Here is a 12677-nt window from a genome sequence, read left to right as displayed (position 1 = left end):
GCGTCACCAACGTCCGGCTTGATAGCCGTACCGGCGGGCCGCGCCGGACAAAGGCATGGCGGAGAATTTCTCCCGCAGTGAGGGCGTCATCCACGATTTCCACTCATTGGCAGTTCCGCTCCGCATGATGCGCGCCTTCGACGCGTCGTGAGTATCTCGGGCAGCTTCGCGCTGCTCGCCCTCGTGAGTGCGCATCGCGGTGAAGCTGCTGTTTTCGACAGCTCGGGGAAGATCTGGTTCGGGAACTTCGACATCCAGTTCCTCAAGGGCGGCACGCATGGATGCGATGGGTGCAGTTTTCAGATCTTCGAAGGTTGTCACTGCAGTCCGTTGGAAACCCTCTCGCGCATCGGCCCACTGATCGTAGAAGTTTCCCCAGTCCTCAAGGCGGCTCACTCCGTTCGGGCCCGGCTGGTCAAGCCACTGCTCGAAGGATCCTGCCCGGATGTCCAGAGGGTCCTTGGCGAAATTGATGCGGAAGTTGTACCAGGAGTACAGGGCGTCGCGTGGGTCGCGGACCAGTACCCATACGCCCTGCAACGGACGTTCGGTGAAGAATTTCGGGGTGAGGTGAGTTTTCACGAAGCGTGGCCACCTGCGTTTCGGGAGGGTGGTGTCGCCGTCGCGTTTCGCGGTGGCTGCCAGACGACTGCGGTAGTCGGCGTACGCCGGCTCGGGAGCGGTCGTGCCGTCTGTGTTCAGCACCTCGGTGTATGCGTCCGCGTAGTTCAGTCCCAGTTCGAGCAGGATATTGCCCAGGAAGGATTGCCCCGAGCCGCCGATGCTGGCGACCAGAATGTCTTGGTTCCCTAACTTGTTGATGTTCTCCTGGTACAGCGCGTTGTACCTGTCCTGTATGCCATGGAGAAGGTAATGGATCTCCTCGCTCACGGTTTCTCCTTCGATTGCCTATCGTGACTTCTGTGTGGTCCGGTGCTCTCCTTTCTCGCCTGTGGCCGCTCGGTCGCCCAGGAGGAGGACGAGGACTCCTCCGAGCACAGATACTGCCGCAGCTACCAGAAAGGCCGCCCGGTAACCGGACGCAAGAGTTGATGTGTGGTTGTCGGAAGCAATGGCATCGCTCACGGCGACGGCCACCGTGTTCAGGCCGGCGATGGCGAAGGCGCCCGCCGTGTATTTCGCGGTTTCGAACGCTCCGTAGCCGGCTCCCTTGTCGCCGGGGGCTACGTCCTTTCCGGCTGCCACGTTGAAGGCGACGGCTCCCAGAACGGTGCCCAGTCCCAGGGTGAGAAAGCCGGGCAGAATATGCTGGAAGTACGTACTGTCGGCCGAGGCGAAGGACAGAAACACAAGGCCGCCGGCGCTGATCAGTTGTGCTGCTGCCGCCACCTGAGTCCACGGAAAACGGCGTAGCAGCCGGTCGGCCAGGGCTGACCCGCACAGCACGACGAGGCCGAGGGGGCTGAAGGCCAGTCCGGCGGTCAGGGCGCTGTAGCCGAGCACCTGCTGGAGGAAGAGCAGCCCGACGAAGATGCTTCCTTGGTAGGCAAACTCGTTCGCAGGCATGGTGAGCACTGCGGTACGCAGCGAGGGAATGCGTAGCATGTCGAGCCGTAACAGCGGTTCCGTCGCCATGCGTTCCCGGACAAGGAAAGCTGCCAGGCAAAGAACGGACAGGCCGAAGGCCGTTCCCGTGGAAAGCGACAGCAGGCCCCGGCTCTCCGTGCTGGTGATGGAAAGTACAAGGAGCATGAGCCCGACGGTTGACAGCACCGCCCCCGGCACATCGAGGGAGCGGGGACCTGTCCGGGGTTTCGCCCCCGCCAGCAGCACGGGCACTGTTGCAGCGGCCAGCAGCGCGACGGGCGCGGACAAGAGGAACACATACCGCCATCCGAGCCCTTGGGTCACCACTCCGCCGATCACCGCACCACCCGCCGCACCCAGGCCCCCGGCCACCGCGACGGCCGCGAACAAGCGGGTGCGCTGTGCGGGTGAGGGGAGGGAACTGATGACCGCGAAGGTGGTCGGTACGGCGAAGGCCGCCCCTGTTCCCTGAATCGCGCGGCCGGCTAACAGCAGCCATGTATGGGGAGCCAGCCCAGCAAGCAGGAGACCGGCAGCGAACAGTGTCAGACCCGTGGTCAGGACGCGGCGCCGACCGAACCGGTCGCCCAGCCGGCCCCCGAGCAGAAGGAGTCCGCCCAGGGGAAGAGAATAGGCGGTCAACACCCACTGGGCGTCCGTCTGCGCCAGGGAAAAGCTGTGCTGAATCGTCGGAAGCGCCACGGTGACGACCAGTCCGTCGAAGACGACCAGGAAGTTGGTCACCGTCAGCAGAATCGCCAGCAACGCCGTTCGACTCGTTGGCCGCAGGTCGCCGACCCTCGAACTAGCCGTAATGGGCATCGACTCCGCACTCCCCGCGTCGACACGTTGCTCGGTCCGTTACGCACTGCATCCCGGCCCGGTTACTGCCGCGACGGCGTCCCAAAAGGTGCGTACGGAAAGTTTCCCTGAAATGGATCGCTTCGGCCGACAGCGCGCCGAGGAATCCCGCGGGTTGCCGTGGCCCGGTTTCCGGGTTCACGGGGCGGCGCGTCGGGCGGCCCATGCCCGAGTGAGGTACGTGGTCTCCACGGCTTCCAGGCCGTCCAGGCGTTCTGTGACGTAGGCGAGGAATCGGGAGAAGCCATCCTCACCCAGTTGCACCCTGACGTCGTTGACGGAGCGCCAGGCGCCCAGGTAGTGCTGAGGGCTTTGACTTACGGTGTGCCGGCCTTCCAGATAGATGACTCGGTCGAATGCCGGATGGGATGAGAGACGATCGGTGAGGGTGCTCGTCGTGCCGGACCGACCGGATGAGACGCGTTTGAGGTCGGGCTTGAGCCTGGCGAGTTCGGCTTCGATGTCGCTGAGCAAGGGGCTGGCCTCGATGTCGCGAGGATTCCACAGGGCGGCGAACCAGCCTCCGGGGCGCAGGACACGAGCGAATTCCGCCGTGCCGCGCTCGAAATCGACCCAGTGGAACGAGGAGGCCATGGTGACCAGGTCCGCGCTCTCGGCGGGCAGGGTCGTGTCCTCCCCGGTTCCGGGCCGCCAGGAGATGGTGGTTGCCGCGCTGTCGTCGATGCCGGTGGCACGCATGGCGTCATTGGGTTCCACAGCGGTGACCGAGCGGAATCCCGCGGACGCCAGCATGCGCGTCCAGATGCCGGTGCCCGCGCCCACGTCCGCGGCGTCGCACTCAGCGGGCGGGCAGCGGAGCAAGCCCGTGAAGGCGTCCAGCACCGCAGGGGCGTACCCCTCGCGATAGCGCGAGTAGTCGTGGGCCAGATCCGTGAAGTCCCCGTGCTTCAGAGGTGCGGTGGTCGGCATCAGATCTCCCTGGATCGAAAGTGACTGGTTCGGGTGGGCACCAGGTCTGCGACTCGTTCTGGCCGGTGGTTCACGCCGGCGAGGAAGGTGGAGGCGGCGGCGAGGACCGCGAAGGCCGAGTGGGAAGTTTGCACGGCGAGGCGCCTGTGAGGTCACTTCTCTTCGCTTGCATATCCCTGCTCCCCTCCGAGAACGGGGCGACTCCACAGCAACCGGTCGAGTGCGTCGAGTTGCGGTCGGCCGACTTCGAGGTCGTGGCGGGAGTCGAATTCGTGCCAGGGGCCGGGAACGGCGACTGCTCGGACGGAGATTGCACCTTGCCGGACGATCTGGCGGAGCATTCCCGTCATGTCGCGCCGGGTGCGCGCAGTCTGTGCCGTAGCGAGGCAGGCACTGACGGCAGACCAGCCGGTGGGGGTGAACTTCAGCAGTCCCATGTACTGCCCTTGCACCTCGCCGATGGAGGTCGGGACCCCGCCGATGTCCGTCACCCTGGAGCCGGCTCCCACCCGGAAGGTCTCGGCATCGCTGAGCGGGTCGGTGAAGCGCCTGGACCACTGCTGCTCCCAGTGCGGGTCATAGGCCACGGCGATCTCGCCCGGGGCCGCTGCCACCGCTCGGGCGGCTTCGGGCGTGAAGACGATGTCGCCGTAGCTGATCACGCACGGGCCCTGGCTCAGCCATGTCTCCGCACAAGCCAGCGAGTCCACCATGGAGGAGTGCTCCCAGCGGTCGTTGTAGAACTGGGGTAGCCCGGGGGTCAGTTCTTCGAACCGTTCGGCCTGCCAGCCCGTCACTACGGCTGTTTCTGTCACTCCGGCCTGTCGCAGGGCAGCCAACTGCCGATCCAGCAGCCGTGCGCCTTTGTGTTCGAGAAGACACTTCGGGCGGTCATCGGTGAGGCTGCCCATGCGCGAACCACGTCCGGCGGCGAGGACAACGCCCCTCATGCCGCACCTCCCTCGCCTTGGAACAGGCGCGTGAAGAGGTCGATGTCGTAGGGGTCTGGCGGCTCGGTGCGCTCGGGGTGCCACATGATTCCCACGAGTGGCAGACGGCAGTGGCGCACGGCTTCGACGACCTCACCACTGTATGCGGTCGGCTCCAGGCCGGCAGCCACATCGAGTGCGGCCCAGCGGTGATAACTGTTGACTCGCCGACTCCCCTCCTGGCCTTCGATGGGGTGCTCGGTGGCCACGTGGCCCTCGACGGATACGAGTCGGGTGCCGAAGGGACCTGGGCCGCACACCCAATATTTCAGCGGGGTTCCAGTCCGGCATGACACCCAGTACGGTCTGGGCGCCAAGCGCCGGAGGCCGCTCCCGGTTCAGTGCGCGAAACCGCTCCTGACATGCCGCCACGGCGTTCTGATGCCGCTGCGAGGACACCGAGCGGCGTTTGGCCGCCAAGGCCCGCATCTGAAACAGGACAAGAGATCCGTCATGGGTCACGCCGAACTTGAACTCGAATGGCTGGCCCTCTCCGGGCGCTTCGTTCCCGAGTATGGATTCGAGTTCCTCGACCACAGCGGGCAAACCTCGAAGGGAAGGAGAGGGCGCGTGGCCGTGCCGGTAGGGCAGAAAGTACCAGGACTTGACACCGGCCTGGCCGGAGGTGACCACTGCGGTGTCAGGACCTTCTGACCAGTTGACCAGCCGGTAGGGCGCCTCGGTGCCAGGGTCGCAGGAAGACGCGACCCCGCTGGCCACAGCACCGGATAACAGCGGCTGAACCAACACCTGATCCTCGGGGTCAGCGGCACCGAAGGAATCGATCACCGCGTCCACGGCTCCTCGCAGCTCCGTCTCGCCGTTCACATCGAGCTGCGAATCGAACCGACCTGCCTGGGACTCTCCGTCCCGGTCCTCGCTCAAGACGCTGCTGCGGACGACCAGCGGGCCCCTCGCCCAGGGCTTGCCACGGACACGGGCCAACACACGCTGGGGCGCCTCGCGCCATAGTCCGACTGTGAAGAACTCCAAGGGCAGCACCTTGGCCGACCTCAATAGAGGCGACAGACGCGCCAGCGTCTCTGCCTTCGTGCCGAAGCGGAACTCCTGACTTCGAGACACCAACACGTGCCTCACCCCTCACATCCGTCGATCCCCGATCGACTGTCCTGGGTACCGAAGCAACCATGAGGAAAACTCCCAGGGGTGCCTGAGTGAACGATCTGGCTCAAATGACGCGGGTCAAGAAGCGGGAACCGTCAGCGCGATCCCGGACGGACGGCAGTCGGCGGTGCCAGCCTCCTCGTTCGAGCATGTACGTCACCGAGTTCTTCGCGGAGCTCAACGTGGATCGGAAGCACGACGGGTCGACGCGGCACCGCTGGGTCGCGGAGTGCTGGAACAGTTGTTGGCGGAGCCGCACGAAGTGCCTGCTCACCCGGCGGATGTCCGACCGTGTCCTACGTGGTGAGGGGACGGGTAGCGCTCGGGACGGGCCGTGGGAGGACTCCGGCAAGCCTGCGCCAGAGGTCCCCTTCTCCCGCTCCCGGAAGGCTGTCGATCACCCCGTGCCGCTTCTTCTCCGCCTCCCTCCGGCATGAGGCGGTGGTGTTCAGGCACCGGTTCGTCAGACGGCGGTGTCGTCGTGGCCGAGGGGGCCGACCACGACGTCGTCGCCCCACACCACCGGCACCAAACGCCTCCACCACCCACTGGTCGGCGACCTCACCCTCGACTACCTGGTCCTGGCCGTGGAAGGCGACCCCCGGACATTCCGCCACTCGGCTAGCGTTGGGGGCGATTCCGGAACAGCAGGGGCATGGAGGCAGCACGGTGCACGGTGAGTACAAGGTTCCCGGCGGCAAGCTCGTCGTGGTGGACCTGGACGTGGAGGACGGCGTGCTGCGGCACGTGCGCGTGGCCGGCGATTTCTTCCTGGAACCGGACGAGGCGCTCGACGCGATCAACGGCGCGCTCGACGGTGCCCCCGCCGACACGGACGCCGCGGGTCTCGCGGCCCGCGTCGAGGCGGCACTGCCGGAGGGCACCGTGATGTACGGCCTCACCTCCGAGGGCCTCGGCGTCGCGGTGCGCCGCGCGCTGGCCCAGGCGACGAACTGGACCGACTACGACTGGCAGCTCGTCCACGACGGGCCGCAGGCGCCCGCCCTGCACATGGCCCTGGACGAGGTCCTCACCCAGGAGGTCGCGGCGGGCCGGCGTCCGCCGACGCTGCGGGTGTGGGAGTGGGCGTCCCCCTCGGTGATCATCGGCAGTTTCCAGTCGCTGTCCAACGAGGTGGACGCGGAGGGCGCGGCCCGGCACGGCATCGACGTCGTGCGCCGCGTCTCCGGTGGCGGGGCGATGTTCGTGGAGCCGGGCAACACCATCACGTACTCCCTCTCCGTCCCGGACGCCCTCGTGCAGGGACTCTCCTTCCAGGACAGCTACGCCTACCTCGACGACTGGGTGCTCGGCGCCCTCGCGGACATGGGCGTCAAGGCGTGGTACCAGCCGCTCAACGACATCGCGACGGACGCGGGGAAGATCGCGGGGGCGGCGCAGAAGCGGGTGGTGGCTCCCGAGGGGGGCACGGGCGCGGTCCTGCACCACGTGACGATGTCCTACGACATCGACGCCGACAAGATGCTGGAAGTGCTCCGCATCGGCAAGGAGAAGATGTCCGACAAGGGCACGAAGAGCGCCAAGAAGCGCGTCGACCCCCTGCGCCGCCAGACGGGCCTGCCCCGCGAAACGGTGATCGACCGAATGATCGACTCCTTCCGGACGCGCTACGGCCTGACCCCCGGCGGGGTGACGGAGGCGGAGCGCGCGCGGGCGGAGGAGCTGGTGCGCACGAAGTTCACGACACCGGAGTGGACGGCGCGGGTCCCGTAGCGGGCCCGAGGGCTCAGCCCACGCCCCCGGCGGCGGACGACGACGGCGGCGGCCCCGTGGGCCGGGTCCCGCCCGGCTCCGTGTCCTGGGGGCTCCGCTGCCACGCCGTCGTGCCCAGCATGCCGGTCTCGCCGATGTCGAGGCCGCCCTCGGGCTCAATGGTCTGGCGCGCCTCGCCCTTGTCCGGACCGATGTCCACGTAGACGCCGCTTCCCTCGCGGGTGGCGGCGTTCACGGCCGAGTACCGCCAGACGAGCGAGGTGTACGCGGACTGTCCCGGCCGCAGGCGCACGCGGCTCGGCCCCGGGTCGTCCATGGTGGTCACGGGCTCCGTCCCCTTGAGCACCGTCACGGCGAACATCTGCCGGTCCAGGCCGCGGACGCGGATGTCGGGGTAGCCGTTCACCTCGCGCACGCCCTTGCCGCAGTTGGTCAGTGTCACGGACATCGCGCGCAGCCCCATGGCGGCGGTCACCATGCCGGGCGACATCCGCCAGCCGGACTCGGGGCAGACGGGGGCGGTGGAGGCGGGGGGCGTGGTGGGCCCGAGCGCGAGGCCGGAGGGTTCGGCGGACCCGGACGGGTCGGCCGCGGGCGTCGTCGCCTCCCGCGCCGGATCCAACTCCCGGTCCAGCTCCGCGGAGAGCCCGCAGCCGGCGAGCAGCAGCGGGGCCACGGCGAGGAACATGGCGCGCCTGAGCGGTCTCGACGTGACGGTCACGCGGAGATCATGCCATGGCCACGGCTGGGCCCTCCGTACTCCAGCCGAGCCCCCGTACTCCAGCCGGTCTCAGGAGAGCCGCGGGATGACCGTTGACCCGTACGCGTCGATGGCCTCCTCCCGGGCGTCGTGCATCGCGTACACCGCGAACTGGTCGACGCCAAGCTCCCGTAGCTCCTGGAGGCGTTCCACGTGGGACTCGACGGGGCCCAGGAGGCAGAAGCGGTCGACGATCTCGTCGGGGACGAAGGCGGTGTCGGGGTTCCCGGCCCGCCCGTGGTGGCTGTAGTCGTAGCCCTTGCGTGCGCTGATGTACGCGGTGAGGGCCTCCGGCACCGCCGACGAGTGCTCGCCGTACCTGGCGACCAGGTCGGCGACGTGGTTGCCGACCATGCCGCCGAACCACCGGCACTGCTCGCGGGCGTGCGCCAGGTCGTCGCCCACGTAGGCGGGCGCGGCCACGCAGATCTTCACGTCCGCCGGGTCGCGCCCCGCCTCGGCCGCCGCGTCCCGCACGGCCTTGACCATGTACTCGGTGAGGAAGGGGTCGGCGAGCTGGAGGATGAAGCCGTCGGCCCGCTGTCCGGCGAGCGCGAGCGCCTTCGGGCCGTACGCGGCCATCCACACCGGCAGCTTCCCGTCCCGCACCCACGGCAGGCGCAGCGTCTGCCCGCCGACGTCCGCCTCGCGCCCCTCGGCGAGGTCACGGATGACGTCGATCGCCTCGCCGAGCCGGGCCAGCGTGTTGGGCCTGCGGCCCGCCACCCGCATCGCGGAGTCGCCGCGCCCGATGCCGCAGACGGTGCGATTGCCGTACATGTCGTTGAGCGTGGCGAAGGTCGAGGCGGTGACCTCCCAGGTCCTGGTGCCGGGGTTGGTGACCATGGGGCCGACGGTCAGCCGCGTGGTGTGCTCCAGGATGCGGCTGTAGATGACGAACGGCTCCTGCCACAGGACCGCGGAGTCGAAGGTCCAGCCGTAGCGGAAGCCGTTGCGCTCCGCGCGCCGCATGAGTCCCACGACCGCCGAGGCGGGCGGGTCGGTCTGCAGTACGAGTCCAAAATCCACGGTGGCCTCCTAGTTCACGTACTGCGACAGGCCGCGTGGCACGAACGCGCCGTGTCCCGCGCGGCCCCGGAACTCCCGCTGCTCGATGACCGGTTCACCGCGTGAGAGCACCGTCTCCACCTGGCCGCGCACGCGCTTGCCCTCGTACGCCGAGTAGTCGACGTTCATGTGGTGCGTCGCCGCCGACATGGTCTGCTCGGCGGCCGGGTCGTAGATGACGACGTCCGCGTCGGCGCCCGGCGCGATCGTGCCCTTCTTGCCGTAGAAGCCGAACATCCGCGCAGGCGCGGCGCACGCGATCTCGATCCAGCGGCGGCGCGTGATGCGCCCCTCCACCACCGCCTGGTGCAGGAGGTCCATGCGGTTCTCCACCCCGGGGAGCCCGTTGGGGATCTTGGAGAAGTCGCCGCGGCCCAGCTCTTTCTGGCCCGTGAAGCAGAACGGGCAGTGGTCGGTGGAGACCACCTGGAGGTCGTCGGTGCGCAGGCCCCGCCAGAGCGCCGCCTGGTGTTCGCGGGGCCGCAGCGGCGTCGAGCACACGTACTTGGCGCCCTCGAAGTCCGGCTCCGCGAGGTTGTCCGTGGACAGGAACAGGTACTGCGGGCAGGTCTCGCCGAAGACCGGGAGCCCCTTGTCCCGCGCCGCCGCCAGCTCCGCCACCGCCTCCTCGGCCGAGACGTGCACGACGTACAGCGGCGCCTCGGCGACCCGGGCGAGCTGGATGACGCGGTGCGTGGCCTCCGCCTCCAGGAGCGCCCTGCGCACCTCGCCGTGGTGGCGGGGGTCGGTCTCGCCACGGGCCAGGGCCTGCTGGACCAGGACGTCGATGGCGATGCCGTTCTCCGCGTGCATCATGATCAGCGCGCCGTTCGTGGCGGCCTTCTGCATCGCGCGCAGGATCTGGCCGTCATCGCTGTAGAACACCCCGGGGTAGGCGGTGAACAGCTTGAACGAGGTCACTCCCTCGCCGACGAGGCCGTCCATCTCCTTGAGCGACGACTCGTTGACGTCGGAGACGATCATGTGGAAGGCGTAGTCGATCGCGCACTGCCCGTCCGCCTTCGCGTAATAGGCGTCCAGGCCGCCGCGGAGCGAGTGCCCGACGGACTGGACCGCGAAGTCGACGATGGTGGTCGTGCCGCCCCAGGCCGCCGCCCGGGTACCGGTCTCGAAGGTGTCCGACGAGGCGGTCCCGCCGAACGGGAACTCCATGTGCGTGTGGGCGTCGACCCCGCCCGGGATGACGTACTTGTTCGTGGCGTCGATGACGCGCTCGGCGGACCACGCGCCCGCCGCGGCGCTGCCGCTCGCGGCGAGGGCGGCGATCCTGCCGTCCTCGATCAGCACGTCGGCGTGGGTCTCCTCGGCGGCGGTGATGACGAGACCGCCGCGGATCAGGGTGCGGTTGCTCATGTGATGCGCTCCCTTCGGGTGGGCGGCACGGCTAGGCGCTGCGCAGGGCCTCTTCCAGGATGGCGGCGCCCTCTTCGGCCTCCGCGACGGTCAGGGAGAGCGGCGGGGCGACGCGCAGGACGCTGGTGTCGTGGCCGCCGCCCTTGCCGAGCAGCAGGCCGCCCTCGCGGGCCGCTTCGAGTACGGCGGCCGCCGCCCGCGGGTGGGGCCCGCCGGTGCCGGGGTCGGCCAGCTCGATGCCGATCATCAGGCCGCGCCCGCGCACCTCCCGTACGGCGGGCACCTGGGCGCAGACGGCCCGGATCCGCTCGATGAGGAGCCCTCCGACGCGCCGGGCATTGCCCTGGAGGTCGTGTTCCAGGAGGTACGTGAGGTTGGCGAGGCCTGCCGCCATGGTGACCGGGGAGCCGCCGAAGGTGGAGATGGAGTTGGCGTCGAGGCAGTTCATGACCTCGGCGCGGGCCACCACACCGCCGATCGACATGCCGTTGCCGATGCCCTTGGCGAAGGTCAGGATGTCCGGCGGCCCGCTCCGCGCGTGTGCCTGCCAGCCCCAGAAGTGCTCGCCCGTGCGGCCCCAGCCTGTCTGCACCTCGTCGGCGATCCAGAGGATGCCGTACTCGTCCAGGACCTCCTTGAAGGCCGCGTAGAGCCCGTCGGGCGGCGAGGTGAAGCCGCCGACCCCCTGGATCGGCTCGGCGATCAGCGCCGCCACTCCCCCGCGTCCCTGCCCCAGCATGTCCCGCAGGTCGGCGACGCAGGCCGCGGTGAACTCGGCGTCGCTCAGCCCGGCGTACGGTCCCCGGCTGCGGACGCCCCCGTGCACGTACAGCGTCTGGAGCGGCGAGAGGCTGGTCGGCGACCAGGAGGTGTTGCCGGTGATGCCCACGGCCGTGAAGCTGCGGCCGTGGTAGCTGTTGCGCATCGCCAGGATCTGGTTGGAGCGGCGGTGTGCGGTGGCCAGGAGCAGCGCCGCGTCGTTGGCCTCGGTGCCGGAGGTGGTGAAGAAGACGCGGGCGTCGGGGATGCCGGAGAGTGCGGCGACGCGCTCGGCCAGGTCGACCATCGGCCGGTTGAGGTAGAGCGTCGAGGAGTGGATGATCCGCCCGGCCTGCTCGGCCACGGCCTTGGTGACCTCGGGCAGGGCGTGCGCGGTCATGGTGGTGAGGATGCCGCCGAAGAAGTCGAGGTACTTCCGGCCGTCGGCGTCCCAGACGTGCCGGCCCTCGCCATGGGTGATTTCGAGGGGCCGCCGGTAGTAGAGGGCGAGCCACTCGGGCAGCACTGCCTTGTGGCGGTCGTACAGGTCCGTCACGGCTGCACCAGCCCTTCGTAGGCGTCGGGACGCCGGTCGCGGTAGAAAGCCCACTGTTGTCGCACTTCCTCGATGAGGGCGAAGTCGAGGTCCCTGACGACGAGTTCCTCGGCCTTGTCGCTTGCGGGCTCGCCGACGAACCGGCCGCGCGGGTCGACGAAGTACGACGTGCCGTAGAAGTCGTTGTCGCCGTACTCCTCCTGGCCGACGCGGTTGATCGCGGCGATGAAGTACTCGTTGGCGACGGCCGCGGCGGGCTGTTCGAGCTGCCAGAGGTGCGAGGAGAGGCCTCGGTGGGTGGCGGAGGGGTTGTAGACGATCTGGGCGCCGTTGAGGCCGAGTTGGCGCCAGCCCTCCGGGAAGTGGCGGTCGTAGCAGATGTAGACGCCGACCTTGCCGACGGCGGTGTCGAAGACGGGCCAGCCGAGGTTCCCCGGCTTGAAGTAGTACTTCTCCCAGAAGCCCTTGACCTGGGGGATGTGGTGCTTGCGGTACTTGCCGAGGTACGTGCCGTCGGCGTCGATCACGGCCGCGGTGTTGAAGTAGAACCCGGACTGCTCGATCTCGAAGACGGGGGCGACGATGACCATGCCGGTCTCGCGGGCGAGTTCCTTCATGCGCGTGACGGTGGGTCCGTCCGGCACGGGTTCCGCCCAGCGGTAGTGCTCGGGCTCCTGGACCTGGCAGAAGTAGGGGGCGTTGAACACCTCCTGGAACCCGATGATCTTCGCGCCCTGCCGGGCGGCCTCCCGGGCGTGTTCCTCATGCTTGGCGATCATGGATTCGCTGTCGCCTGTCCAGGTCGCCTGGACCAGTGCGGCGCGTACGACGTTGACCATGAGCTGCTCCTTCACCTGCCCTTGGAGGGACTGTCCTCGAGAGGACGTCAGAGAGCCTCTACGCACGTAGACCGGGTACGTAGAGAGGAAAACGTAAGCCTCCCCGGCGAGCTGAGCAAGACCATCGTCAGCAG

Annotated in this window: 12 protein-coding genes; 2 read left to right on the top strand and 10 right to left on the bottom strand. The window is 68.5% G+C overall.

The genetic code is table 11. The annotated features are described in order from the left end of the window. Window positions 1-3: 3 nt before the first annotated feature. The 5 genes from ACZ6JY_RS34085 to ACZ6JY_RS34065 form a co-directional block, all read right to left on the bottom strand. Window positions 4-891 (bottom strand): sulfotransferase domain-containing protein, encoded by an 888-nt coding sequence (locus ACZ6JY_RS34085; RefSeq protein WP_469202230.1) that lies wholly within the window; start codon window positions 889-891, stop codon window positions 4-6. Window positions 892-909: 18 nt separating this feature from the next. Further along, window positions 910-2313, bottom strand: a complete 1404-nt coding sequence (locus ACZ6JY_RS34080) for an MFS transporter (protein WP_469202228.1) — start codon at window positions 2311-2313, stop codon at window positions 910-912. 234 nt (window positions 2314-2547) lie between these two features. Then, entirely contained in the window at window positions 2548-3339 is a 792-nt protein-coding gene (locus ACZ6JY_RS34075; RefSeq protein ID WP_469202226.1) for a class I SAM-dependent methyltransferase, read from the bottom strand. 152 nt (window positions 3340-3491) lie between these two features. After that, window positions 3492-4289 carry a phosphocholine cytidylyltransferase family protein gene (locus ACZ6JY_RS34070; RefSeq protein ID WP_469202224.1) on the bottom strand — a complete coding sequence of 266 codons (798 nt, stop codon included), beginning with the start codon at window positions 4287-4289 and terminating at the stop codon, window positions 3492-3494. After that, window positions 4286-4537, bottom strand: a complete 252-nt coding sequence (locus tag ACZ6JY_RS34065) for a gamma-glutamyl-gamma-aminobutyrate hydrolase family protein (RefSeq protein ID WP_469202222.1) — start codon at window positions 4535-4537, stop codon at window positions 4286-4288. The genes ACZ6JY_RS34070 and ACZ6JY_RS34065 overlap by 4 nt, the downstream gene beginning before the upstream one ends. A 1389-nt stretch (window positions 4538-5926) precedes the next feature. Here ACZ6JY_RS34065 and ACZ6JY_RS34060 point away from each other — a divergent pair. Beyond that, window positions 5927-6133 carry an MmyB family transcriptional regulator gene (locus ACZ6JY_RS34060; RefSeq protein WP_469202220.1) on the top strand — a complete coding sequence of 69 codons (207 nt, stop codon included), beginning with the start codon at window positions 5927-5929 and terminating at the stop codon, window positions 6131-6133. Next, complete coding sequence (locus ACZ6JY_RS34055; RefSeq protein WP_469202218.1) at window positions 6123-7187, top strand: lipoate--protein ligase family protein; 1065 nt, start codon at window positions 6123-6125, stop codon at window positions 7185-7187. The genes ACZ6JY_RS34060 and ACZ6JY_RS34055 overlap by 11 nt, the downstream gene beginning before the upstream one ends. Before the next feature lie 13 nt (window positions 7188-7200). Here the strand turns inward: ACZ6JY_RS34055 and ACZ6JY_RS34050 are convergent, their stop codons facing one another. The 5 genes from ACZ6JY_RS34050 to ACZ6JY_RS34030 all read right to left on the bottom strand — a co-directional run bounded on the left by ACZ6JY_RS34050 (window position 7201) and on the right by ACZ6JY_RS34030 (window position 12543). After that, window positions 7201-7908: a DUF4232 domain-containing protein gene (locus ACZ6JY_RS34050; RefSeq protein WP_469202216.1), complete on the bottom strand. Its 708-nt coding sequence runs from the start codon at window positions 7906-7908 to the stop codon at window positions 7201-7203. 69 nt (window positions 7909-7977) lie between these two features. Then, window positions 7978-8976, bottom strand: coding sequence for a TIGR03842 family LLM class F420-dependent oxidoreductase (locus tag ACZ6JY_RS34045; protein ID WP_469202214.1), 999 nt, complete (start codon window positions 8974-8976; stop codon window positions 7978-7980). A gap of 9 nt (window positions 8977-8985) precedes the next feature. Beyond that, the gene (hydA, locus tag ACZ6JY_RS34040) at window positions 8986-10389 is read right to left on the bottom strand and encodes a dihydropyrimidinase (protein WP_469202212.1); all 1404 of its coding nucleotides are present in this window, start codon (window positions 10387-10389) and stop codon (window positions 8986-8988) included. Window positions 10390-10420: 31 nt separating this feature from the next. Then, window positions 10421-11704, bottom strand: a complete 1284-nt coding sequence (locus ACZ6JY_RS34035; RefSeq protein WP_469202210.1) for an aspartate aminotransferase family protein — start codon at window positions 11702-11704, stop codon at window positions 10421-10423. After that, the gene (locus tag ACZ6JY_RS34030; protein ID WP_469202208.1) at window positions 11701-12543 is read right to left on the bottom strand and encodes a nitrilase-related carbon-nitrogen hydrolase; all 843 of its coding nucleotides are present in this window, start codon (window positions 12541-12543) and stop codon (window positions 11701-11703) included. The genes ACZ6JY_RS34035 and ACZ6JY_RS34030 overlap by 4 nt, the downstream gene beginning before the upstream one ends. Window positions 12544-12677 lie beyond the last annotated feature (134 nt).

The organism is Streptomyces sp. NPDC046335, from assembly GCF_055587985.1.
The sequence above is the reverse complement of the archived record's forward strand: the minus strand, read 5'-3'. Positions and strand labels throughout refer to the sequence as shown.